Genomic DNA, 23,672 nt, shown 5'->3' with positions numbered 1-23,672 from the left:
TGCCGGCGAGGGCGCGGGGCGCGGGGCGGCGTCAGAGGTTCACCGGTAGGCCCGTGTGGTCCTTGATGCGCTTCATGATGATCTGGGAGTTGACCTCGGTGACCCCCGAGAGGGCCGTCAGCTGCTCGATCCACAGGCGTTCGTACGCGCGCAGGTCCGCCACCGCGATCCGCAGCAGGCAGCCGGGGCTGCCGAACAGGCGGTACGCCTCGATCACGTCCGGGATGTGCTGGAGGGCGGCCTCGAAGGCCTCGACCGCCTCGCGGTCGCGGCGCACCTCCACCGAGACGAGCACCTCGAAGCCGCGCCCGACCGCCTCGGGGGAGATCACCGCGCGGTAGCCCTGGATCACGCCGTCCTGTTCGAGCTGGCGTACGCGGCGCATGCAGGGGGAGGGGGTCAGGCCCACCCGTTGGGCGAGTTCCTGGTTGCTGAGGCGGCCGTCGGCCTGGAGCTCGCGCAAGATATCTCGGTCAATGGCGTCCATTGCGCAATTATCCCGTATCGAGTGTGACGGGAGGGGTCAAAGAAGCAATCGCCTTGCGCGTAGATCTCTCTATCATTGCTGGTTGCAGTACACCTGTACGAGCCATGCACGCGTGAGGGAAGGACGGCCACGGCCATGGGACGGATCGTCGTCATCAGCACCGGCGGGACGATAGCCAGCCGGTGGCAGGGCTCCGGTTTCGCCGCGGACGCCGACGGGAGCGAGGTCGTCGCCACCGCGCCGCTCCCCGAGGGCGTCACCGTCGAGCTCGTGGACCTGTTCAGCGTGAACAGTCCCCGGCTCACCACCGCCCACCAGCTCACCCTGCTGCGCACCGTCCACGAGGTGCTCGCCGACCCCGGGGTCGACGGGATCGTCGTCACGCACGGCACCGACACCCTGGAGGAGTCGGCGTTCCTCGTCGACCTCCACCACCACGACGAGCGGTCCGTGGTGTTCACCGGCTCGCAGCGTCCCATGGGCACGGCCGACGGGGACGGCCCCGGGAACCTGTACGACGCGCTCCTGACCGCCGCGACCACGCGCGGGCTCGGCGTCCTGATCGCCTTCGCGGGCCGGCTGCACGCGGCCCGCGGCACGGTGAAGACGCAGGCCGTGGCCCTGGACGCGTTCGCCGACCCCTCGGCCGAGCTGTTCGGGAAGGTCGGCTTCGGCAAGGTCACCACGCTGCGCCCGCCGCAGCGGTCCGCCCCGCTGCGGCTGCCCGCGATGCCGGAGGTGCCGCCGCGGGTCGACATGGTCATGCACCACGCCGACGGCGACCCGGTGCTGCTGAACGCGGCCGTCGACGCCGGGGCGCAGGGCATCGTCCTGATCGGGACCGGCGCGGGCAACGCGACGCCGGAGATCGTGGACGCGGTGAAGGCCGCCATCGGGCGCGGGGTGCTGGTCGCGCTGACCACGCGGGTCGCCGCCGGGCCGGTCACCGAGATCTACACGCACGGCGGGGCCGTGGACCTGGTCGCCGCGGGCGCCGTACCGACCGGGACGCTGCGGGCCGGGCAGGCGCGGATCGCGGTGCTGGCCGCGCTGCTGGGCAGTGAGGATCCCGTGGAGCGGACCGGGCTGCTGCGGCAGGCGCTGGGCTCCGCCGGGTCGGTGCTGGTCGGGGCGTAGCCCTTGCCCTTGCCCTTGCCCTTGCCGGGGCCGGGGCCGGGCCTTCGGGGCTCCGCCCCGGGCCCCGCGCCTCAATCGCCGGCGGGGCTGGGTGTGGCCCCCTTGCGTGATGCCGCGGCCCCGGACCCCGCGCCTCAAACGCCGGCGAGGCTGAAAGTGCCCCGTGCGGCCGGATCGCCCTGCTTGGCGCCGCCGGGGCGGGTCAGGTGCCCGTGAAGGCCGCGAGGATGCGGTCCGCCGCCGAGGTGGCCGTTACCGTGCCCTCGCGGACCGCCGCTTCCAGGGCCGGCGCCAGTTCCCGGACGGACGGGTCCGCGCGCAGCCGCGCCAGCAGTTCGTCGCGGACCATCGACCAGGTCCACTCCACCTGCTGGGCCGCCCGCTTCGCCGCCAGCCGGCCCCCCGCCTCCAGCAGCGTGCGGTGCTGTTCGAGGCGGTTCCACACCTCGTCCAGGCCCGCCGACTCCCGGGCGCTGCACGTCAGGACCGGCGGTGTCCACGCGGCGTCGGACGGGTGCATCAGGCGCAGGGCGCCCGCCAGTTCGCGTGCCGCCGTCTTGGCCTCGCGTTCGTGCGGGCCGTCCGCCTTGTTGACGGCCAGGACGTCGGCGAGTTCCAGGACGCCCTTCTTGATGCCCTGGAGCTGGTCCCCCGTACGGGCCAGGGTGAGGAGGAGGAAGGAGTCCACCATGCCCGCGACCGTGGTCTCCGACTGGCCCACGCCGACCGTCTCGACGAGGACCACGTCGTAGCCCGCCGCCTCCATCACGATCATCGACTCACGGGTGGCCTTGGCGACCCCGCCCAGCGTCCCCGCGGACGGGGAGGGCCGCACGAAGGCGGCCGGGTCCACGGCGAGCCGTTCCATCCGGGTCTTGTCGCCGAGGATGGAGCCGCCCGTACGGGTGGAGGAGGGGTCCACGGCCAGGACCGCCACCCGGTGGCCCAGCGCCGTGAGCATCGTGCCGAACGCGTCGATGAACGTGGACTTGCCCACCCCCGGCACCCCGCTGATGCCGATCCGGCGGGCGCGCCCCGAGTGCGGCAGCAGCTCCGTCAGGAGCTTCTGCGCCGGCGCCCGGTGGGCGGGCAGGGTGGACTCGACGAGCGTGATCGCGCGCGCCACGTACGCACGCTTCCCGTCGAGGACCCCCTTCGCGTAGGCCTCGATGTCGATCTTCGGCATCGACGCCCGCCTACAGCTCGTGCCCGAGGTCCGCGGCGAGCCGCGTCACCAGGTCGTGGGCCGCGTCCGGGATGACCGTGCCGGGCGGGAAGACCGCCGTCGCGCCCATCTCCAGGAGGGTGGGCACGTCCGCGGGCGGGATGACCCCGCCGACGACGATCATGATGTCCTCGCGGCCCTCCTCCGCCAGCTGCTCGCGCAGCGCCGGTACGAGGGTCAGGTGGCCGGCCGCCAGCGACGAGACGCCCACCACGTGGACGTCCGCCTCGACGGCCTGGCGGGCCACCTCCCCCGGGGTCTGGAACAGCGGGCCGACGTCCACGTCGAAGCCCAGGTCGGCGAAGGCCGTGGCGATCACCTTCTGGCCGCGGTCGTGGCCGTCCTGGCCCATCTTGGCGACCAGGATGCGCGGACGCCTTCCCTCCGCCTCCTCGAACCGGCCGACGAGGGCGCGCGTGCGCTCCACGGCCGGGGACTCGCCTGCTTCCATGCGGTACACACCCGAGATCGTACGGATCTGGCCGGCGTGGCGCCCGTACACCTTCTCCAAGGCGTCCGAGATCTCGCCCACGGTCGCCTTGGCGCGCGCCGCGTCCACCGCGAGCGCCAGCAGGTTGCCCTCGCCGCTGCCCGCCGCGTTCGTCAGCGCCCGCAGGGTGTCCTGGGTGACCGCCTCGTCGCGCTCCTCGCGCAGCCGCCGCAGCTTGGCGATCTGCTGGGAGCGCACGGAGGAGTTGTCGACCTTGAGGACATCGATCTGCTCGTCGGTCTCCACCCGGTACTTGTTGACGCCGATCACCGGCTGCCGGCCGGAGTCGATCCGGGCCTGCGTGCGGGCCGCGGCCTCCTCCACGCGCAGCTTCGGGATGCCGGCGTCGATGGCCTGCGCCATGCCGCCGGCGGCCTCGACCTCCTGGATGTGCTGCCAGGCCCGCCGCGCCAGGTCGTACGTCAGCTTCTCGACGTACGCGCTGCCGCCCCAGGGGTCGATGGACCGGCAGGTCCCCGACTCCTGCTGGAGCAGCAGCTGCGTGTTGCGGGCGATGCGCGCCGAGAAGTCCGTCGGCAGCGCGAGCGCCTCGTCGAGGGCGTTGGTGTGCAGCGACTGGGTGTGCCCCTGCGTCGCGGCCATCGCCTCGATACAGGTGCGCGTCACGTTGTTGAAGACGTCCTGCGCAGTGAGGGACCAGCCCGAGGTCTGCGAATGGGTGCGCAGGGAGAGGGATTTGGCGTTCTTCGGGTCGAACTGCTTGACCAGGCGCGCCCACAGCAGGCGGGCGGCGCGCAGCTTCGCGACCTCCATGAAGAAGTTCATGCCGATCGCCCAGAAGAACGACAGGCGCGGCGCGAACGCGTCCACGTCCAGCCCGACCGCCTGCCCGGCCCGCAGGTACTCCACGCCGTCGGCGAGGGTGTACGCCAGCTCCAGGTCGGCCGTGGCCCCGGCCTCCTGGATGTGGTAGCCGGAGATGGAGATCGAGTTGTACCGGGGCATCTTCTGCGAGGTGAACGCGAAGATGTCGGAGATGATCCGCATCGAGGGCTTGGGCGGGTAGATGTAGGTGTTGCGGACCATGAACTCCTTGAGGATGTCGTTCTGGATGGTCCCGGCGAGCTTGTCGGGGGAGACGCCCTGCTCCTCCGCCGCCACGATGTACAGCGCGAGGACGGGCAGCACCGCGCCGTTCATCGTCATCGACACCGACATCTTGTCCAGCGGGATCCCGTCGAACAGCTGCCGCATGTCGTAGATCGAGTCGATCGCCACGCCCGCCATGCCGACGTCGCCGGTCACGCGCGGGTGGTCGCTGTCGTAGCCGCGGTGCGTCGGCAGGTCGAACGCGACCGACAGGCCCTTCTGGCCGGAGGCCAGGTTGCGCCGGTAGAAGGCGTTCGACTCCTCGGCCGTGGAGAAGCCGGCGTACTGCCGGATCGTCCAGGGCTGGTTCACGTACATCGTCGGGTACGGGCCGCGCAGGTACGGGGCCACGCCCGGGTAGGTCCGCAGGAAGTCCAGGCCCTCCAGGTCGCGCCCGGTGTACAGCGGCTGTACGCCGATGCCCTCGGGCGTCTCCCACAGCAGGTCGCCGGGGGCGGTCCCGGTGGACTCCTTCACGGAGGCGCGCCACTGGTCCTCGGAGCCGGCGGAGGGGCCGGCGCCGTCCAGCGCCAGCTCGGAGAAATCGGGGATGCCGCTCACGACGTGACTCCCATCCGGTCGAGTACGGAGGACAGTACGGAGACCGCGTCGCAACCGGCGAAGACGTACGCGTCCACCGCTTCCGCGGCGGTGCCGGGCTTCCCGGCGAGGAACACGGTCGTGGCGCCCGCCGCGCGCAGGGCGGCGGCCACCGCCTCGGCCTGCTCTTCGTAGAGTACGTCGCTGGAGCAGATCACGGCGGTGCCGTCCGCGCCGCTCGCCGCGTACGCCGCGGCGGCCGTTGCGGGCGTCACCGACACGGGGTCGTGCACCGGCTCGATGCCGCCCGCCTGGAACAGGTTCGAGGCGAAGGTGGCCCGCGCGGTGTGCGCGGCGGCCGGGCCGAGCGCGGCGAGGAAGATCCGCGGCCGGGCGCCGGTCGCGGCCAGGTGGGCGTCGCTGCGGGCGCGCAGCACCTCGTACGCCTCGTCGCGGCGGACCCGGGGCAGGCCGCCGGCGGGTCCCGGGGGTGCGGGCTCGCGTACGACCGGCTTCTCCGACAGCAGCGGGAACTCGCTGACGCCGGTGATCGGCTCGCGGCGCTTGGCCAGCTTCTCGGACCGCTCGGCCCAGGTGGCGGCGATCCGGTCGGCGACCAGGCCGGAGCGCAGGGCGGCGGCCTGGCCGCCCGCCTTCTCCACGGTCTGGAAGAACTCCCAGGCGGCGTGGGCCAGTTCGTCGGTGAGGCGCTCCACGTAGTAGGAGCCGCCGGCCGGGTCGATCACGCGGGCCAGGTGCGACTCCTCCAGCAGGATCGTGGAGGTGTTGCGGGCGATGCGGCGCGCGAAGGCGTCCGGCAGGCCCAGCTCGTGGTCGAAGGGGAGCACGGTGACGGAGTCCGCGCCGCCGACACCCGCCGCCATGCAGGCGACGGTGGTGCGCAGCATGTTCACCCAGGGGTCGCGGCGGGTCATCATCACCGGCGAGGTCACGGCGTGCTGGCGCTGGGCGCCGGCCCCCGGAGCCCCGCAGGCCTCGGCGACCCGGGCCCACAGACGGCGGGCGGCACGCAGCTTCGCGATGGTGAGGAACTGGTCCGCGGTCGCCGCGTAGCGGAACTCGAGCTGGCCGAGGGCCGCTTCGGTGTCCAGTCCGCCGTCGCTGAGGGCGCGCAGGTACGCGACCCCGGTGGCCAGGGACAGGCCCAGCTCCTCGGCGGCCGAGCCGCCGGCCTCGTGGTACGGCAGCGCGTCCACGGTCAGGGCGCGCACGTCGGGGTGGGCGGCGGCCTCCCGGGCCAGCTCGACGGCGCCGGCGAGGTCCAAGGCCTCACCCGTACGGGCCTCGTGGCCCAGCGGGTCGGCGCCCAGGCTCGCACGGGCGGCCTCCGGGGCCACCCCGCGCTCGGCGTACAGGTCCAGCAGCGCGCGGGCGGCCCGGGCGTAGTCGGCGCCGGCGTCGAGGGAGACGGGCGCGAGGTCGAGGTAGACCCCCTCCAGGGCGCGGGGGAGCGCCTCGGCGGGGAGGCCGCCGTCGCCGAGGGTCAGCCAGAGGGAGGTGACCCCGTTCTCCAGGTCGGCGAGGACCGCCTCGTTCACCCGTACGGGGTCGGCGCCCTGGTGCCGCTGGCGCACGTCCCAGCCGTTCGCGGCATTCCCCTCGGCCCTGCCTCCCCGTACGAAGGGGGCGAAGCCGGGGAAGCCGGTGTCGGGAGCCGTTTCGGGCGCGGTGTACAGCGGGCGGGTGGTGAGCCCGTCCTGGAGCGTGGTGGACAACGCGTCTTCCGCTGCCTCGCCGGAAACTTCCTTGCCCGACTTGCGCAGCACGCCTTCTACCAGGCGCTGCCACTGCTCATGCGTCGCGTCAGGGAATTCGGCGGCCAAGGAGAGCCCGTCATCAGGCAGGACCGTCATGGCTCGAATGCTAGGGGGGCGCCCAGGGAACAACCAGGACCACCCGATGTGATCTCCCCCTCTCATGTGAGGTGGGAGGGGTCACGGAAGAGCGGACCGAGCAGGACGGTCGCCGCCGCCCCCGGCAGTACGGCGGGTCCGGCGTGCGGCGGGACGATCCGCCCGGGGTCGCCGGGGGCGCGGGCGAGGGCAGCGGCCGCCTCGCGGATCTCGTCGAGATAGCCGCCGTGCAGCACGCTCGACAGCTCGCCTCGCCTCGCCTCGCCCGGTACGGCGGCCGTGCCGAGGGCGACCTGCTCGTCCTGCCCGGCATCGCCCCCGTCATCGGGTCCACCGAGGCCGAGGCGAAGACCCTCGAGCAGCAGCTCACCGAGCTCCAGGTGCCCGAGTACGGCCTCGCCCAGCTCTCCGGCATGCTCGGCACCGACCTGTCGGGCCACCCCCTCGACGGCCCGCTGCCCGAGCTGCCCGAGGAGCGGGACATCAACGGCAACAAGAGCCGTTTCACCCTGGTCGCCGAACTGGCCCGCCGCGACGGCCTCACCCTGCGCGAGCTGATCGCCCGCCTCGGCGCGGGCCGCGGCCACCGCGTCTTCGCCGGTACCCCCGAGCAGATCGCCGACCAGCTGGAGCAGTGGTTCACCCAGGGAGCCGCCGACGGCTTCAACATCATGGCCCCCGTGCTGCCCACCGGTCTCACCGACTTCGTCGACCAGGTCGTGCCGATCCTCCAGCGCCGCGGGCTCTTCCGCGCCGAGTACACCGGCCGCACCCTGCGCGAGAACTACGGTCTGCCGCGCCCGGCCAACCGCCACGCGCGGGCGGGCGCTTGACGGACCGGGCCCGCTGAGCCGTGGCGGGGCGGGTGCGGTCCCGCCCCGCCACGGTGGCCGGTCAGACCGTGAGGACGATCTTGCCGCGGGTGCGGCCCGCGGCGCTCAGCTCCCAGGCCCGCGCCGCCTCCGCGAGCGGCAGGGCGTGCTCGACGTTGACCGTGAGCCGGCCCGCGTCGGCGAGCCCGGCGAGGAAGGTGAGGTCGGCGTGGTCCGGGCGTACCCACAGCTGGTGCGCGCCCTTGGCCGCGGCCTCGTAGTCGGCGATGGACACCACCCGGTGGCGCTCCTTGACCAGCGACTGGAGCACCTCGATCACGCCGTCCCCGTAGAAGTCGAGGCCCGCGTCGACGCCCTCGGGGGCCAGCGCGCGGACGCGATCGGCCAGGCCCTCCCCGTACAGGACGGGCTCGGCGCCGAGCGAGCGCAGGTAGTCGTGGTTGTGCGCGCCGGCCGTGCCGATGACGCGCAGGCCGAGGGCGACGGCGATCTGTACGCCGAAGGAGCCGGTGCCGCCGGCCGCGGAGTGGATGAGTACGGTCTCGCCGGCCTTGAGGCCCGCGCGGGTCAGTGACTGGTAGGCGGTGAGCCCGGCCAGCGGGATGCCGGCGGCCTGCTCGAAGCTCAGTTCGCGGGGCTTGTGGGCGAGCGTGCGGACGGGGGCGGAGACCAGTTCGGCGTAGGTGCCGAGTTCGACCCACTCCTTGCGGACGTAGCCGTAGACCTCGTCGCCCACCGCGTAGTCGAAGGTGTCGGCGCCGACGGCCTCTACGGTCCCGGCGACGTCCCAGCCCGGTATGACGGGGTGGCGGACTTCGAGGATGGGGTCGAGGTATCCGGCGGCGAGCTTCCAGTCGACCGGGTTGACCCCGGCGGCTTTGACGCGGACGAGGACCTCGCCCGGTCCGACCTTGGGCTCGGTTACCTCAACGAGCTCCAGTTCAGCGGGAGTTCCGTATGAGCTGTACGCGATGGCCTTCATGATCACCGACAACAGGGCGCCGCCGGGGGGATATTCCCCGCCGGGGCTCAGGCCCCGCGGCGGTTCAGGCGGGCAGGGTGTTGCGGTGCGAGCGTCGCCGGGCCGCGCTGAAGAGGGCCTGGATCTGCGCGCCCGACTGCTCGACGTGGTCCAGCGGGGAGGGGAAGGCCAGCCGTACGTCGTGGTGGCGGCGCCGCTCCTCCAGCCGCAGCGTGATCCCGTACCGGTCCATGGCCACCGGCAGCGCGCGCAGGACGGCGGCGGTGGGCAGCGGCTCGACCAGGCGCAGGAGCAGGGTGACGAGGTCGGGGTGGTCGTCGAGGAGGTGCGTGAGCATGCCGGCCTCGTACGGGGCGAGGGGGTCGGGGCAGGCCTCGTCGAGTTCTTCGAGGTTGATGTAGGAGAAGCCGTCAGCGGTCTCCAGGATGGCCTGGCCGTACTCCATGCAGGTGCTGTCCCCGGTGCTCGCCTGCGCGTACGGGGTGAGCAGCCGGCCGAGGACGGTGACCCGGGCGCGCACCCGGTCGCGTACGGGGGTGGGCGCGATGTCGGTGAACTCCAGCCGGATCGAGGGCCGCTCGTCGTGCGGGACGGCAGGCGGGTTGCCCGCCGCGGGCGCCGCGGGGTGCAGGTGCAGCCGGCCCAGGACGTCCGTGCCGTCGAGGTGGCGGACCTCGGTCTGGAGGCCGTCGGCGACCACGGTCATGGAGTGGGCGGCGGCCAGGATCGACCGGACCCGCTCGGCGTCGGTGGGCCGGGCGGCGGGCGCGGGCTGGGCGGCCGGGTTGGCAGGGGCACCGGACATGCGCATGCGGATCTTCTCCATCGTCCCGAACGGGTTAGGTATGCCTAACCTAACCTACGCTGCGCGAGGGTGGGGTACCCGCCCGGTTCGTGTCGCTGTTGGGCTGAACGAGTGAAACGCGAGAGGATGGGGGGATGCACATGAAGCGCAGGGCCGAGGCGGTCCGGTGAGCAGGTACGACGTCACCGACGAACAGTGGGAGGGGCTCGCGCAGGTGGTCCCCCTGCGCAGTCGCAACGAATGGCCCTCGCGGGTGGACCACCGCACGATCCCCACGGCGCCCGGGGCCTCCGCGGCCGAGCAGCGCCGCTTCGTGGTGATCCGGGTCCAGATCTTCGCGGACGCGCGCGAGGTGGCCGAGTACCTGATCGCGCAGATCCCGGTGCTGCTCGACCTCACCGGCGCCGACAGCGAAGTGGCCAAGCGGATCCTGGACTTCAGCAGTGGCGTGGTCTTCGGACTGGGCAGCGGGATGCACCGGGTCGACCGGAACGTCTTCCTGCTGGCTCCGGTCGGGACCGAGGTCGAGGGGATCGCGGCCGCCGCCGTCCCCCGATCGTAGGAAGACCGCCGCGACGGAACGGTTCGCCGGGCCCTCGGGGGGTCCGGCGGCCCGTACCGTCCGGCGCATGGACGCCACCGACACCGCCACCGCCACCCCGTACGGGGAACCGGGCCTCGCCCCCGCCGCAGTCGCCGCCGCGCTCGCCGTCGCGTTAGCCGACGCGCCCGCCGTGCCCGCGGGTGCCGCTGTCGTGGCAGCCGCCGGGCCTTCCGTGCCCGCCGCTGCCGCTGCCGCCTCCGCTGCTGCCGCTGCTTCTTCCTCCGCCGCTTCCGTGCTCGACGCGCCTGCCCCGCCTGCCCCGTCCGCCCTGGCTGCCCCGCCTGCCGCATCTGCCCCGGCGCTCGGGCCCGTTGCGCCGCCCCCGGCCGCCGTGCCCGCCGGGCGAGCCCGCGCGGGGCGGGACCCCGGCGCCGATCCGGTCGTACCCGCCCAGGCCGGGGCGGGGGGCGCCGGGCGGGCCGCGGGCGTCCGGCACCGGCCCGTGCTCACCGAGTTGCGGCTCTCCGCCTTCGGCTCGCACCGGGCGGCCGCCTTCCCGCTCGGGCCGGTCACCCTCTTCGCCGGGCCGAGCGGCAGCGGCAAGTCCCAGGTCCTGGCGGCCTACACGGCCCTGGCTGCCCTGGGCTCCGGCGCCACCCTGGAGGAGGCCTTCCCGGACCCGGCCGCCCGCGTCCCCGACCGGGCCGTCCCCGACGCCGGGCGCCGCCGCGGGTTCCGCATCGGCTGCACGGTGGACGGCCCCGCCGGACCGGTCCGGCTCGACCTCGCCGTCCAGGCCGAGCCGGCGCTGCGGATCGTCGGTGAACGGCTCTCGCAGAACGGGCAGATCCTGCTCGGCACCGCCCTGCGCGACCCCGGCCGCCGCTCCGTGCAGGCGGCCTGGTTCACCGGCGGCGCCATCGGCGTCACCCGGGCCCCGCTCCCCGACGACCGGCTCGGCACCGCCCTGCTCCCCCTCCGCGTCGCCGGTGCCACGGCCGGCCAGCGGCAGGTGCTCGCCGCCGCCGAACAGGTGGTGGTGGCCCTGCGCTCGGTGTTCCGGTGCGACCCCCGGCCGGACCGGATGCGCGCCCCCGTCGCGCCGGGGGAGGGGCGGCTGTCGGAGGACTGCGCCAACCTGGCCGACGTACTGCGCCGGACCCGCCACGAGTGCGGCACCCGCCACGCGCTGCTGACGGCGGCGGCCCGCACCGGCTGCGCGGGACCCGTCACCGGCCTTGACGTACGGGACCGGGCGGACGGCCTGCTCGCCGCCGTACTCGACCGAGGTCCGGGCCGGCCCGCGACCGAGCTCTCCCGGCTCGGCTCGGGCGAGCTCCGGTTCCTGGCCCTGGCGCTCGTCCTGCTGACCGGACCGGGAGTGCTGGCGGTGGACCCCGCCGCCGAACTGCCGGCCGCGCGGCAGGTCCTGACGGTGCTGGCCGACGGCCTCGACCGCGGCTTGGACCGGCGCCAGGGCGACGAACTGCTGCGCCTGGCCCTGCTGTCCTGCGGCCGTGGCCACATCCGGCTGACCGCAGTGGTGGGGGAGAGGACCGCGGCCGCCGCCCGTGGGCTCGCGGACGTCGTGGTGGTAGACCTGACCGCATGAACGACACGGACGCGCCCGAGCCGCGCGGGGACGAACGGCTGTACCGGCTCCAGCGGCGGCTCGCCGCGTTCGCGGACGCCCGGGACTGGACTCCCTACCACACGCCCAAGAACCTGGCCGTGGCGCTGAGCGTGGAGGCGGCCGAACTCGTCGAGATCTTCCAGTGGCTGACGCCGGAACAGTCGGAGAAGGTCATGGAGAAGCCGGAGAGCGCGCACCGGGTGGCCGATGAGGTGGCCGACGTCCTCGCGTACCTGCTGCAGTTCTGTGAGGTCCTCGGGGTGGATGTGCTCGATGCGCTCGCCGCGAAGATCGAGAGGAACGAGCTCCGCTTCCCGGTGACGGGTCCGCAGGCCCCAAATAGTCACTCTTCGGAGTGATGGCCTCGTTCACAATCACGGTTGTGTCCACATTTTCCGAATACCCCTAGCTTTACTGGCCCATTGCCCTCACTCTGGGTAGTGATGAGAACGGCGGGATGTCGTGCGGACGGGGGACGGCATATGGATGCGGTACGGCTCATCGCGGCCGGCCGGCACGCGCTGGCACAGAGCGGGGCTGCGTGGGACATCGTGGGCGAGGCCTGGCAGGCACAGGCGCTCGCGCAGGGCATAGGAGGCTATCTGGCGGTCACCGGACCGCCGGAGATGAGAGCGGAGGCACGGGGACTGGGTGAGGCGGGAAGCAGAGGCTGCGGGGTGCTCGACCGGGCCGCCCTGCGCGGTGAGGGCAGCGCTCCGGAGCCTCCGCCGCGGGCGGCGCAGCTGGCCGGGGTGGCGGATGTCCGGCAGGCGCTGCTGGGGCTCCAGGCGCTGCTGGGTGAAGTGGGCATAGCCCTGGTCGGGGTGGCCTGCGGGACGGACGACGAAACCCTGTACTGGCAGTGCATCGAGTCGATCGACGCGGCCGACGAGTCGAGCGACCGGGTCCGGGCGATCCTGCGCCGGATGACGGTCCGGGAGCGGGGCTCCGCCTCCGGAGTGGTCTGAGGCCGCCGGCGGCCGGAACGGTGGCGTTGCCGGAGGCGCTGGCGGCGTTGTCGCAGGCTGTGCCGGTGCCGGTGCCGGTGCCGGTGCCGGTGGCGGTGGCGGTGTCAGTGGCGGTGTCAGTGGCGGTGTCACGGGCCGGGTCCCGTCGCGTGCGACGGGACCCGCATGGTCAGTACGACCGGTGGGAGGTGCTCTGGCTTTCCGGGACGCGGTCCGCGGAGGACTGGAGGTCGGCGTCGAGCCGTGTGAGATCGGCGTTCAGCGCCGCCATCAGCTCTTCCATCTGCTGGAGCAGGCCCTTCGGTGCCCCGCCCTGGGCGGGTGCCGCGTACTCCTGGCCTCCCGCCTGGTCGTGCGCGGCCGGTCCGGCCTGTCCGGCCTGTCCTGTGTGTCGGGGGTTCTCCGGCACGGCCTCGTGGGACATGGCGGCCTCCTCGGCCCTGGCGGCGGAAGGGGGCGGTGGACGCACCGGCGTGAAGCCGCCGGGAAGCGGTCCCGCTGGTCAAATCTGACCCCCACTTTCATTTTTCTCTAGACGCGTTACTGACTTCAGCTCTTTGGGGTGAATCTTTGCGAAGTCCCTGATGGGTGTGGGTGGGTGGCTGTATCCGTGGTGTGTGAAATATGCGGATGGGGGCGGCCTGACTCCTGCGGGACGTCGGCGCCGGGAGACGGTTCGAATGCAGGCGGCTGAGCTGTTCGAGCAGATGGTCAAGCCGTCGGAAGTCGCGCGGCGGCTTCGGGTGAGTTTGAAGTGGGCATATCAGTGGCGTCAGTTGTGGCGGGACGGTGGTGTTCAGGCTCTGGCCTTCCGCGGTCCGAGCGGGTCACGGTGCCGTCTGTCCCCGCGGTGTCTGGAGAAGCTGGCCGCGTATCTGGAGCAGGGTCCGGCGGCGCATGGCTGGGTGGAGGACCAGGTGTGGACCGCCTCGAGGGTGGCCACGCCGATCGGCAGGAAGTTCCACGTCTCCTACAGCGTCTCGGGTGCCACCCGGTTGATGCACCGGTTCGGCTTCAGCCCCCAGGTCCCCGCCCGGCGGGTCGCCGAACATGACGAGCAGGCCCTGAGCATGTGGCGGGAGGCGACCTGGACGGAGGTGAAAGGGCGAGGGCGGCCTGCGGGGGCTACATCTGCTTCGAAGACGAAGCCGGGTTCACCCGTAGGCCGCCCCGGGGGTCCGCACCGATGACGCGCGCGTCCGGTTCGCTCGCCGGAGCACTGGCCCGCGGGACGGTGGTCCTGGACGGCGGACTGAGCAACCAGCTCGCCGACCAGGGCTGCGACCTGTCCGGCGGCCTGTGGACGGCCCGGGTCCTCACCGAGCGGCCGGAGCAGGTCGCGGCCGCCCACACCGCGTACGCGCGGGCCGGCGCGCAGGTGCTGACCACCGCGAGCTACCAGGTCGGCTACGAGGCCTTCGCCGCCCGCGGCCACGACCGGCGGGCGACCACCGCGCTGCTGCACCGCAGCGTCGCCCTCGCCGCCCGCGCCGCCGAAGCCGCCGGCCACGAGGTGTGGGTGGCCGCCTCGGTCGGGCCGTACGGGGCGGTGCTCGCGGACGGCTCCGAGTACCGCGGGCGGTACGGCCTGACCGTGCGGCAGCTCGCCGCCTTCCACCGGCCCCGCGTCGAGGCCCTGCTCGCCGCGGGCCCCGACGTCCTGGCCCTGGAGACCGTGCCCGACCCCGACGAGGCCGAGGCCCTGCTCACGGTCCTCGCCGAGACCCGGGCGCCGGCCTGGCTGAGCTACACGGTCGCCGGCGGCCGCACCCGCTCCGGCGCACCCCTGTCCGAGGCCTTCGCGCTCGCCGTGTCGGCGCCGCAGGTCATCGCGCTCGGCGTCAACTGCTGCGACCCGGCGGACGTCCTGCCCGCGCTCGAAACGGCGTCGGCCGCCACCGCCAAGCCGCTGCTGGCCTACCCCAACGACGGCTCCGTCTGGGACGCGGCCACCGGCACCTGGCACCCGCCGGCCGCCCACACCCCCTGGCCCACCGCCGCCTGGTACCGCGCGGGGGCCCGCCTCGTCGGCGGCTGCTGCCGCGTCGGCCCGGCCGGGATCACGGAGCTGACCCGCGGCCCGCGCGGCGCCTGACGGGATACCGGAGGGTCGCCGGAGGCGGTGGGGAGTTGCGCAGGACGGATAAATCCCTGGTCAGCGGGCGGGGGGGCGGTCGATACTCGGTCGTGTGTTCCTGACGATCTCCACCACCGGCTCCCCCGAACGCCCCGCCACTGACCTGGGCTACCTGCTGCACAAGCATCCCGGTAAGGCGCAGTCGTTCTCCACCTCCCACGGCACCGCCCACGTGTTCTACCCCGAGGCCACGGCCGATCGGTGCACGGCGGCCCTGCTGCTGGAGGTGGACCCCGTCGCACTCGTGCGGCGCGGCCAGGGCCAGGGCAAGGGCCGGGGCGGGGCGCCCGACGCCGCCCTGGCGCAGTACGTCAACGACCGCCCGTACGCCGCGTCCTCGCTGCTCGCCGTCGCGCTCAGCGGGGTGTTCCGCAGCGCGCTGGCCGGCCAGTGCACCGCCCGCCCGGAGCTGCCGGAGCAGGCGCGGCCGCTGCGCGTCGAGATCCCGGTGCTGCCCGCGCGCGGCGGAACGGAGCTCGTGCACCGGCTGTTCGGGCCGCTCGGCTGGGACCTCGTACGGGCGGAGCCCCTTGCGCTCGACGAGCGGTTCCCCGAGTGGGGGGACTCCCGGTACGTACGGCTCGTGCTGGAGGGAGAGATGAAGCTCGCGGACGCCCTGCGGCAGCTCTACGTCCTGCTGCCCGTACTGGACGACTCCAAGCACTACTGGATCTCCCCGGACGAGGTCGACAAGCTGCTGCGCGCCGGGGAGGGCTGGCTCGCGGCCCACCCCGAGAACGGCCTGATCAGTTCGCGCTACCTGGCCCGCCACAAGGGCCTGACCCGTGACGCCCTCGACCGCCTGGAGCTGGTCCGGCTCGCCGAGTCCGACGGCAGCGAGGTCGAGGAGCTCGACAATGCCGTCGACGAGGACCGGGACACCGAGGAGCGGCCCGTACCGCTTGCCGTGCTGCGGCGCGAGGCGATCCTCGCCGCGCTGCGCGGTGCCGGCGCCCGGCGGGTGCTGGACCTCGGCTGCGGGCAGGGGCAGCTGGTCCAGGCCCTGCTCAAGGAACCGGCGTACACCGAGATCGTCGGCGTCGACGTGTCCATGCGGGCGCTGCACCTCGCCGCCAAGCGGCTGCGGCTGGAGCGGATGGGGGAGCGGCAGAGCTCCCGGGTCCGGCTGGTCCAGGGCTCGCTCGCGTACACCGACAAGCGGCTGGCCGGCTACGACGCGGCCGTGCTCAGCGAGGTCATCGAGCACCTGGACCTGCCCCGGCTGCCCGCCCTGGAGTACGCCGTCTTCGGCTCGGCCCGCCCGCGCACGGTCCTGGTGACCACCCCGAACGTCGAGTACAACGTCCGCTGGGAGACCCTGCCCGCCGGGCACGTCCGGCACGGCGACCACCGCTTCGAGTGGACCCGGGAGGAGTTCCGGGCCTGGGCGCACGACGTCGCGGCCCGGCACGGGTACGGGGTCGAGTTCGTCCCCGTGGGGGACGACGACCCCGAGGTGGGGCCGCCGACCCAGATGGGCGTCTTCACCCGGGCCGACACCGACACCGCCGCCACCGACACCGCCGCCACCGAGAAGACCACTGCCGGTGCCGACACCACCGCCACCCGCGCCGACACCCCGAAGGAGGGCGAGGCAGCATGACCACCCCCACCCCCACCCCGGCCGCCGCGGACACCGGCCGCCGCCGCGTGCTCCCCGTCACCGACCTGTCCCTCGTCGTCCTGATCGGGGCAACCGGATCGGGCAAGTCCACCTTCGCCCGCGAGCACTTCAAGGCCACCGAGGTCATCTCCTCCGACTATTGCCGGGGCCTCGTCGCGGACGACGAGAACGACCAGAGCGCCAGCAAGGACGCCTTCGAGGTCCTGCACTACATCGCCGGCAAGCGCCTCGCCGCCGGCCGCCTCACCGTCGTGGACGCCACCAGTGTCCAGGCCGATGCCCGCCGACAGCTGGTCCAGCTCGCTCGCGAGCACGACGTGCTGCCCATCGCCATCGTCCTCGACCTGCCCGAGCAGGTCTGCGCCGAGCGCAACGCGGCCCGCCCCGACCGGGCCGGCCTGCCCCGCGCCGTCATCCAGCGCCACCGCCGCGACCTGCGCCGCTCGCTGCGCGGCCTGGAGCGCGAGGGCTTCCGCAAGGTGCACGTGCTGCGCACCGTCGAGGAGGCCGAGAGCGCCGAGGTCGTCCTGGAGAAGCGGTTCAACGACCTCACCCACCTCAGCGGCCCCTTTGACATCGTCGGCGACATCCACGGCTGCTCCTCCGAGCTGGAGACCCTGCTCGCCAAGCTCGGCTACGAAGACGGAGTCCACCCCGGGGGCCGCACGGCCGTCTTCGTCGGCGACCTCGTCGACCGCGGACCCGACAGCCCGGGCGTCCTGCGCCGCGTCATGGGCATGGTCGCGTCCGGCAACGCCCTGTGCGTGCCGGGGAACCACGAGAACAAGCTCGGCCGATACCTCAAGGGGTCCAAGGTCCAGCGGACCCACGGACTGGCCGAGACGATCGAGCAGCTGGAAGGCGAGTCCGAGGAGTTCGTCGCGCAGGTGCGGGAGTTCATCCGCGGCCTCGTCAGCCACTACGTGCTCGACGGCGGCAGGCTGGTCGTCTGCCACGCCGGCCTGCCCGAGAAGTACCACGGCCGCACCTCCGGCCGGGTCCGCTCGCACGCCCTGTACGGGGAGACCACCGGGGAGACCGACGAGTTCGGCCTGCCCGTGCGCTACCCGTGGGCCGAGGACTACCGCGGCAAGGCCGCCGTCGTCTACGGCCACACCCCGGTCCCGGACACCACCTGGATCAACAACACCATCTGCCTCGACACCGGCGCCGTGTTCGGCGGGCGGATGACCGCCCTGCGCTGGCCCGAGCGCGAACTGGTCGACGTACCGGCCGAGAAGGTCTGGTACGCGCCGGTCAGGCCTCTGGCCGCCGAGACTCCGGGCGGGCACGACGGGCGGCCGCTGGACCTGGCCGACGTCCACGGGCGCCGGATCGTGGAGACCCGGCACCTGGGCAACGTCAACGTCCGCGAGGAGAACGCGGCCGCCGCGCTGGAGGTCATGAGCCGCTTCGCGGTGGACCCCCGGCTGGTGCCGTACCTGCCGCCGACCATGGCGCCGACGGCGACCTCCCGCGAGGACGGCCACCTGGAGCACCCCGCCGAGGCCTTCGCGCAGTACCGCAAGGACGGCATCGTCCAGGTGGTGTGCGAGGAGAAGCACATGGGCTCCCGGGCCACCGTCCTCCTCTGCCGGGACGCCGCCGCGGCCCGCCAGCGCTTCGGCGTGGACGGGCCGACCGGATCCGTCTACACCCGTACCGGGCGGGCCTTCTTCAACGACCCCGAGGTCACCGAGGAGGTCCTCGGCCGGCTCCGCTCGGCGGTCACCGACGCGGGCCTCTGGGAGGAACTGGCCACCGACTGGCTGCTCCTCGACGGGGAGCTCCTGCCCTGGTCCCTGAAGTCCGCCGGCCTGCTGCGCCACCAGTACGCCGCCGTGGGCGCGGCCTCGCGCTCGGTCTTCCCGGGAGCGATCGGCGCACTGGAGGCCGCGGCCGCCCGGGGCGTCGACACCGGGGCGCTGCTGGAGCGCCAGCGGGACCGGGCGGCCGACGCGGCCGCCTTCACCGAGGCCTACCGCCGCTACTGCTGGCCCACCGACGGGCTGGACGGCGTACGGTTCGCGCCGTTCCAGCTGCTGGCGGCCGCCGGGCGGTCGCTGGCGGCCGTGCCCCACGACGAGCAGCTGTTCTGGCTGGACCGGCTCGTCGCCGCGGACGAGGCGGCCGGCACCGGGCTGCTGCGCCGCACCGCCCGCATCCTGGTGGACACCGGCGACGAGGACTCGGTACGGGCCGGCACCGACTGGTGGCTGGAGCTGACGGCCGCCGGCGGCGAGGGCATGGTGGTCAAGCCGCTCCAGGCGTACGCCCGGGACGGCCGGGGCCGGCTGGTGCAGCCCGGCGTCAAGGTGCGCGGCCGCGAGTACCTGCGGATCATCTACGGCCCGGAGTACACCCGCCCCGACCACCTGGAGCGGCTGCGCGACCGGTCCCTCGGCCACAAGCGCTCGCTCGCCCTGCGGGAGTACGCGCTGGGGCTGGAGGCGCTGGATCGGCTGGCCGCGCAGGAGCCGCTGTGGCGGGTCCACGAGGCGGTCTTCGCGGTGCTCGCGCTGGAGTCGGAGCCGGTCGACCCCCGGCTCTGACGGCTCCGCCCGGGACCACCGCCGAGGGGGCGCCGCGCCGTGAGGCACGTGCCGTAAAGCAAGGACCCCCGTACGGCCGCGAATTAGGTCGTATGGGGGAACTTTCGCGGAGAACTCCGGGAATGCCACCGGCGGGATCGTTCATCCAGGGCAGCGGAATGTCCGCGAACCTGGAAGGACGGAACGTCACTTATGAAAATGACCGCGCGCGGAAGCATTGCGGCGCTCATGACCTGTCTGGCCGCGGCCGGCGCGGCCACCCCGGCCGTGGCCGACTCGGTCCCGGTCGGTGTCCCGTTGGAAGCAGTCGAGACGTCCCTCGGCGTGGACGCCCCGCGCGTGGCGACCGGGGTTCCGGTCCCGGTCGTCGGAGCGCCCGACGTCCCCCGCCACCACACGGGGGACATGCTCCCGACCCCACTGCTCCCGACCGTCCCGATCGGCGCCGAGCTGGGCGACACCCTCGTCGCCTCGCCGCTGCCGAACCTGCTGGGCAAGCCGGAGACGGACGGCGAGGGATCCGTCGGCGCGGCGGCCACCACCCTGCGCGCCCGTACCCCGGGCGCGGTCGTCGGCTCCCCGCTGACGATGCCGGACGGGTCCAACTTCGGGCTGCCGAACCTGACGACCCCCGAACTGGGCATCGTCTCGCCGGAGTTGACCGGCGCACCGGCCGCGCTTCTCGGCCTGCGCTGAGACGCCGTGGCCGACGCCACGTGAGAACGCCGCCCGGTCTGGGAACGTGTACCGCATGGGATTCCATGTCGACTCCGAGACCGGGCGGCTGCGCCGCGTCATCCTCCACCGGCCGGACCTGGAGCTGAAGCGGCTCACGCCGGGCAACAAGGACGCGCTCCTCTTCGACGACGTGCTGTGGGTGCGCCGGGCCCGCCAGGAGCACGACGGGTTCGCCGACGTGCTGCGCGACCGGGGCGTCGAGGTGCACCTCTTCGGCGACCTGCTGGCGGAGGCGCTGGAGATCCCGGAGGCGAGGCACCTCGTCCTCGACCGGGTCTTCGACGAGAAGGAGTACGGGCCGCTCGCCACCGGCCACCTGCGCGCCGCCTTCGACGGGCTGGGCTCGACCGAGCTGACGGAGGCACTCGTCGGCGGGATGACCAAGCGGGAGTTCCTGGAGCGGCACGCCGAGCCGGTGTCGGTGCGCTTCCACGCCATGGAGCCGGACGACTTCCTGCTGGGGCCGTTGCCCAACCACCTCTTCACCCGTGACACCTCGGCCTGGATCTACGACGGGGTGTCGATCAACGCGATGCGCTGGCCGGCCCGGCAGCGCGAGACGGTGCACTTCGAGGCGATCTACCGGCACCACCCCCTCTTCACCTCCTCCGGGGCCTTCCACTACTGGTCGCAGGGGCAGACCGACTACCCCTCGACCATCGAGGGCGGGGACGTGCTCGTCATCGGCAACGGCGCGGTGCTGATCGGGATGAGCGAGCGGACCACCCCGCAGGCCGTGGAGATGCTGGCGCGCGGCCTGTTCGCCGCGGGCTCGGCGACCACCATCGTGGCCCTCGACATGCCCAAGCGGCGGGCCTTCATGCACCTGGACACGGTGATGACCATGGTCGACGGAGATACGTTCACTCAGTACGGCGGGCTGGGCATGCTGCGCTCCTACACGATCGAGCCGGGCGCGGAGGCGCACGAGCTGAAGGTGACCGACCACCCGCCGGAGCACATGCACCGGGCCATCGCGGCGGCGCTCGGCCTGGACTCCATCCGGGTGCTGACCGCCACGCAGGACGTGCACTCCGCGCAGCGGGAGCAGTGGGACGACGGGTGCAACGTGCTGGCCGTGGAGCCGGGGGTGGTGGTCGCGTACGAGCGGAACGTGACCACCAACACCCATCTGCGCAAGCAGGGCATCGAGGTGATCGAGATCCCGGGCAGCGAGCTGGGGCGGGGCCGGGGCGGTCCGCGCTGCATGAGCTGTCCGGTCGAGCGGGACGCGGTCTGAGTCACCCCAGGGCTGTATATCAATACGGAGGATCGTATAGACTTCCAACATTCCTGTCACCGTGACGCTGGAGCGACCCCATGGCCACCGACCTCGTCGGCCGCAGTTTCCTCAAGGAGCTCGACTTCACCGCCGCCGAGTTCCGCGGCCTGATCGAGCTCGCCGCCGCACTGAAGGCGGCGAAGAGGGCCGGCCGTGAGGAGCGCCTGCTCCAGGGCAGGAACATCGCCCTGATCTTCGAGAAGACCTCCACGCGCACCCGCTGCGCCTTCGAGGTCGCCGCGGCCGACCAGGGTGCCCACACCACCTACCTGGATCCCTCCGGCTCCCAGATGGGACACAAGGAGTCGGTCAAGGACACGGCCCGCGTGCTGGGCCGGATGTTCGACGGGATCGAGTACCGGGGCGACAGCCAGCAGGCCGTCGAGGAGCTGGCCGCCCACTCCGGCGTGCCCGTGTTCAACGGCCTCACCGACGACTGGCACCCCACCCAGATGCTGGCCGACGTCCTGACCATGACCGAGCACAGCGGCAAGCCGCTGGAGCGCATCGCCTTCGCCTACCTCGGCGACGCCCGCTTCAACATGGGCAACTCCTACCTCGTCACCGGCGCCCTGCTCGGCATGGACGTCCGCATCGTCGCCCCCGAGGCCTACTGGCCCGCCGCGTCCGTGGTCGCCCGCGCGCGGGAGCTCGCCGCCGCCAGCGGGGCGCGGATCGCCCTGACCGAGGACGTCGCCGAGGGGGTCGCCCAGGCCGACTTCGTCGCCACCGACGTGTGGGTCTCCATGGGGGAGCCCAAGGAGGTCTGGGACGAGCGGATCGCCGACCTCTCCCCGTACGCCGTCACCATGGACGTGCTGCGCGCCACCGGGAACCCGGACGTGAGGTTCCTGCACTGCCTGCCCGCCTTCCACGACCTGGGCACCGAGGTCGGCCGGGGCGTCCTGGAGCGGCACGGGCGCGACTCCCTGGAGGTCACGGACGAGGTGTTCGAGTCGGTGCACTCCGTCGTCTTCGACGAGGCGGAGAACCGGCTGCACACGATCAAGGCCGTGCTCGTCGCCACGCTCGCCAAGCCCGTCACGGCTTCGGCAGGGCCCTCCGCCGCACCCTCCGCAGGGCCCGCATAGTCATACCCGGACCGGTCGTGGCCGGCCCCGCGCCGGCGGGGCCGGCGGGGCCGCGTCCGCGCCCGGCCCGCCACCTCCGGGTCATACCGGGGCGGGGCGGGCCGCCAGGGTGAACCACACGGCCTTGCCGTGCTCGGTGCGGCGGTGGCCGCAGGCCGAGCTCAGGGTCCGGATCAGCAGCAGGCCGCGGCCATGCTCCTGCCAGGGGTCGGGGTGGACGTCGTCCGCACGGGCCGCCAGGTCGCCGGGCGACCGCGGATCGCCGTCGTGGACCTCGACCTGGCAGCCGCTCGCCAGCAGCTCCACGACCAGCTCGATCGGGGCCCCGGCCGCGGTGTGCTCGACTGCGTTGGCGACCAGCTCCGCGGTCAGCAGCTCCGCCGTCTCGCTGTCGGCGGAGGGCGCCTCGATGTCCGCCAGCGCGGTGCGGACGAGGGCGCGGGCCAGGGGGACGGCGGCCGCCGTGTGCGGCAGGGCGATCCGCCAGGCGGAGGGGTCGGGCACGGGGGTCCGTCCGTTCCGTTGGGGGGCAGGTGGGGGCAGGTGGGGGCGGGGCAGGTGGGGGAGGGGGCCCGCTCCCCGCGAAGAGATGGGCCCGCTTTCAACCATACGAAGTCGAAACGACGGAGCGTAGGGCACCCCGTCCGAACAGCCGGGGACCACGGTCACGCCGGACGGGACTTCCGGCGGCGCGCGGCGTGCGGCGCGCGGCGGGCGCCCGCTCCCGCGCCGCCCCCCATATCGCGCTTCCGTGACGGCGGTCACGATCCAGTGATACCGTCGGCCGTGTGAGCCCCTTCACCGGTTCCACGACAGCGACCGAACGGTGGCGCCACCTCCGGGTGACCCGGCAGGACGGCGTGGCCACCGTCACCTTCGACCGCCCCGAAAAGCTCAACGCCCTCACCTTCGGCGCCTACGCCGACCTCCGCGACCTGCTCGCCGAACTCTCCCGCGAGCGCTCCGTCCGCGCGCTGGTGCTCGGCGGCGAGGGCCGCGGATTCTGCTCCGGCGGGGACGTGGACGAGATCATCGGCGCCACCCTCGCCATGGACACCGCCCAGCTCCTCGACTTCAACCGGATGACCGGCCAGGTGGTCCGCGCCATCCGCGAATGCCCCTTCCCGGTGATCGCCGCCGTCCACGGCGTCGCCGCCGGGGCCGGAGCCGTCCTCGCGCTCGCCGCCGACTTCCGCGTCGCCGACCCCACCGCCCGCTTCGCGTTCCTCTTCACCCGCGTCGGCCTCTCCGGCGGCGACATGGGCGCCGCCTACCTGCTCCCCCGCGTCGTCGGCCTTGGCCACGCCACCCGGCTGCTGATGCTCGGAGAGCCCGTACGCGCTGCCGAGGCCGAGCGGATCGGCCTGCTGAGCGAGCTCACCGAGGAGGGGAAGGCCCACGTACGGGCCGCCGAACTGGCCGCCCACCTGGCCGCCGGACCCGCCCTCGCCTACGCGCAGACCAAGGCGCTGCTCACCGCCGAACTCGACATGCCGCTCGCCGCGTCCGTGGAACTGGACGCCAACACCCAGGCCCTGCTCATGCACGGACAGGACTACGCGGAGTTCCATGCGGCCTTCACCGGGAAGCGGCCGCCGCACTGGAAGGGCAGGTAGCCGG

Annotated in this window: 21 protein-coding genes and 2 pseudogenes; 14 read left to right on the top strand and 9 right to left on the bottom strand. The window is 73.4% G+C overall.

What is annotated here, in order from left to right; genetic code table 11:
- Positions 1–31: 31 nt before the first annotated feature.
- On the bottom strand, positions 32–487 hold the full coding sequence (locus OTB16_RS30325) for an Lrp/AsnC family transcriptional regulator (protein WP_267724317.1): 456 nt from the start codon (positions 485–487) through the stop codon (positions 32–34).
- A 135-nt stretch (positions 488–622) separates the two neighbouring features.
- On the opposite strand from OTB16_RS30325, the gene OTB16_RS30320 reads away from it, so the two are divergent.
- On the top strand, positions 623–1,624 hold the full coding sequence (locus tag OTB16_RS30320; RefSeq protein ID WP_267724315.1) for an asparaginase: 1,002 nt from the start codon (positions 623–625) through the stop codon (positions 1,622–1,624).
- Between the two features lie 202 nt (positions 1,625–1,826).
- Here the strand turns inward: OTB16_RS30320 and meaB are convergent, their stop codons facing one another.
- From meaB to OTB16_RS30300, 4 genes are all read right to left on the bottom strand, one after another.
- A complete protein-coding gene (gene meaB / locus OTB16_RS30315; RefSeq protein ID WP_267724313.1) occupies positions 1,827–2,810 on the bottom strand; it encodes a methylmalonyl Co-A mutase-associated GTPase MeaB in 984 nt (327 codons plus the stop codon).
- Positions 2,811–2,820: 10 nt separating this feature from the next.
- A complete protein-coding gene (gene scpA / locus OTB16_RS30310; protein WP_267724311.1) occupies positions 2,821–5,010 on the bottom strand; it encodes a methylmalonyl-CoA mutase in 2,190 nt (729 codons plus the stop codon).
- Entirely contained in the window at positions 5,007–6,863 is a 1,857-nt protein-coding gene (locus tag OTB16_RS30305; RefSeq protein ID WP_267724309.1) for a methylmalonyl-CoA mutase family protein, read from the bottom strand. The genes scpA and OTB16_RS30305 overlap by 4 nt, the downstream gene beginning before the upstream one ends.
- A gap of 62 nt (positions 6,864–6,925) precedes the next feature.
- The gene (locus tag OTB16_RS30300; protein ID WP_267724307.1) at positions 6,926–7,099 is read right to left on the bottom strand and encodes a hypothetical protein; all 174 of its coding nucleotides are present in this window, start codon (positions 7,097–7,099) and stop codon (positions 6,926–6,928) included.
- 21 nt (positions 7,100–7,120) lie between these two features.
- On the opposite strand from OTB16_RS30300, the pseudogene OTB16_RS30295 reads away from it, so the two are divergent.
- Positions 7,121–7,696, top strand: a pseudogene (locus OTB16_RS30295) (LLM class oxidoreductase); the annotation flags it as partial.
- A 61-nt stretch (positions 7,697–7,757) separates the two neighbouring features.
- Here the strand turns inward: OTB16_RS30295 and OTB16_RS30290 are convergent.
- On the bottom strand, positions 7,758–8,678 hold the full coding sequence (locus tag OTB16_RS30290) for an NADP-dependent oxidoreductase (RefSeq protein WP_267724305.1): 921 nt from the start codon (positions 8,676–8,678) through the stop codon (positions 7,758–7,760).
- A gap of 64 nt (positions 8,679–8,742) precedes the next feature.
- Positions 8,743–9,489, bottom strand: a complete 747-nt coding sequence (locus OTB16_RS30285) for a DUF2470 domain-containing protein (RefSeq protein ID WP_267724303.1) — start codon at positions 9,487–9,489, stop codon at positions 8,743–8,745.
- Between the two features lie 160 nt (positions 9,490–9,649).
- Here OTB16_RS30285 and OTB16_RS30280 point away from each other — a divergent pair, with 160 nt between their 5' ends.
- From OTB16_RS30280 to OTB16_RS30265, 4 genes are all read left to right on the top strand, one after another.
- Positions 9,650–10,045, top strand: a complete 396-nt coding sequence (locus OTB16_RS30280; RefSeq protein WP_030012729.1) for a cell division protein SepF — start codon at positions 9,650–9,652, stop codon at positions 10,043–10,045.
- Between the two features lie 310 nt (positions 10,046–10,355).
- Positions 10,356–11,639 (top strand): AAA family ATPase, encoded by a 1,284-nt coding sequence (locus OTB16_RS30275; RefSeq protein ID WP_420717830.1) that lies wholly within the window; start codon positions 10,356–10,358, stop codon positions 11,637–11,639.
- Positions 11,636–12,019, top strand: a complete 384-nt coding sequence (locus OTB16_RS30270; protein WP_267724297.1) for a nucleotide pyrophosphohydrolase — start codon at positions 11,636–11,638, stop codon at positions 12,017–12,019. Before OTB16_RS30275 ends, OTB16_RS30270 begins: the two co-directional genes overlap by 4 nt.
- A 123-nt stretch (positions 12,020–12,142) precedes the next feature.
- Complete coding sequence (locus OTB16_RS30265) at positions 12,143–12,628, top strand: DUF6099 family protein (RefSeq protein WP_267724295.1); 486 nt, start codon at positions 12,143–12,145, stop codon at positions 12,626–12,628.
- Between the two features lie 169 nt (positions 12,629–12,797).
- Here OTB16_RS30265 and OTB16_RS30260 read toward each other — a convergent pair whose 3' ends face one another.
- On the bottom strand, positions 12,798–13,052 hold the full coding sequence (locus OTB16_RS30260; RefSeq protein WP_267724366.1) for a nucleotide exchange factor GrpE: 255 nt from the start codon (positions 13,050–13,052) through the stop codon (positions 12,798–12,800).
- 193 nt (positions 13,053–13,245) lie between these two features.
- Between OTB16_RS30260 and OTB16_RS30255 the strand changes: the two are divergent.
- The 7 genes and pseudogenes from OTB16_RS30255 to argF all read left to right on the top strand — a co-directional run.
- Positions 13,246–13,809: pseudogene (locus OTB16_RS30255) on the top strand (helix-turn-helix domain-containing protein); the annotation flags it as partial.
- A 5-nt stretch (positions 13,810–13,814) separates the two neighbouring features.
- Positions 13,815–14,723 (top strand): homocysteine S-methyltransferase, encoded by a 909-nt coding sequence (gene mmuM, locus OTB16_RS30250; protein ID WP_267724292.1) that lies wholly within the window; start codon positions 13,815–13,817, stop codon positions 14,721–14,723.
- Positions 14,724–14,817: 94 nt separating this feature from the next.
- Positions 14,818–16,368: a 3' terminal RNA ribose 2'-O-methyltransferase Hen1 gene (locus OTB16_RS30245; RefSeq protein WP_267724290.1), complete on the top strand. Its 1,551-nt coding sequence runs from the start codon at positions 14,818–14,820 to the stop codon at positions 16,366–16,368.
- Positions 16,365–18,941 (top strand): polynucleotide kinase-phosphatase, encoded by a 2,577-nt coding sequence (locus OTB16_RS30240; protein ID WP_267724288.1) that lies wholly within the window; start codon positions 16,365–16,367, stop codon positions 18,939–18,941. The genes OTB16_RS30245 and OTB16_RS30240 overlap by 4 nt, the downstream gene beginning before the upstream one ends.
- 198 nt (positions 18,942–19,139) lie before the next feature.
- Positions 19,140–19,637, top strand: coding sequence for a hypothetical protein (locus OTB16_RS30235; RefSeq protein ID WP_267724286.1), 498 nt, complete (start codon positions 19,140–19,142; stop codon positions 19,635–19,637).
- Positions 19,638–19,692: 55 nt separating this feature from the next.
- On the top strand, positions 19,693–20,919 hold the full coding sequence (locus tag OTB16_RS30230; protein WP_267724284.1) for an arginine deiminase: 1,227 nt from the start codon (positions 19,693–19,695) through the stop codon (positions 20,917–20,919).
- 80 nt (positions 20,920–20,999) lie between these two features.
- Positions 21,000–22,052 (top strand): ornithine carbamoyltransferase, encoded by a 1,053-nt coding sequence (gene argF, locus OTB16_RS30225; RefSeq protein WP_267724283.1) that lies wholly within the window; start codon positions 21,000–21,002, stop codon positions 22,050–22,052.
- Between the two features lie 81 nt (positions 22,053–22,133).
- On the opposite strand, the gene OTB16_RS30220 is transcribed toward argF, so the two are convergent.
- Positions 22,134–22,595, bottom strand: a complete 462-nt coding sequence (locus OTB16_RS30220) for an ATP-binding protein (RefSeq protein WP_267842820.1) — start codon at positions 22,593–22,595, stop codon at positions 22,134–22,136.
- A gap of 245 nt (positions 22,596–22,840) precedes the next feature.
- Here OTB16_RS30220 and OTB16_RS30215 point away from each other — a divergent pair, with 245 nt between their 5' ends.
- A complete protein-coding gene (locus tag OTB16_RS30215; protein ID WP_267724279.1) occupies positions 22,841–23,668 on the top strand; it encodes an enoyl-CoA hydratase family protein in 828 nt (275 codons plus the stop codon).
- The last annotated feature ends 4 nt before the right edge of the window (positions 23,669–23,672 follow it).

Source organism: Streptomyces antarcticus (assembly GCF_026627255.1).
Classification (GTDB): domain Bacteria; phylum Actinomycetota; class Actinomycetes; order Streptomycetales; family Streptomycetaceae; genus Streptomyces; species Streptomyces antarcticus.
This window is presented reverse-complemented; position numbering and strand designations above follow the sequence as displayed.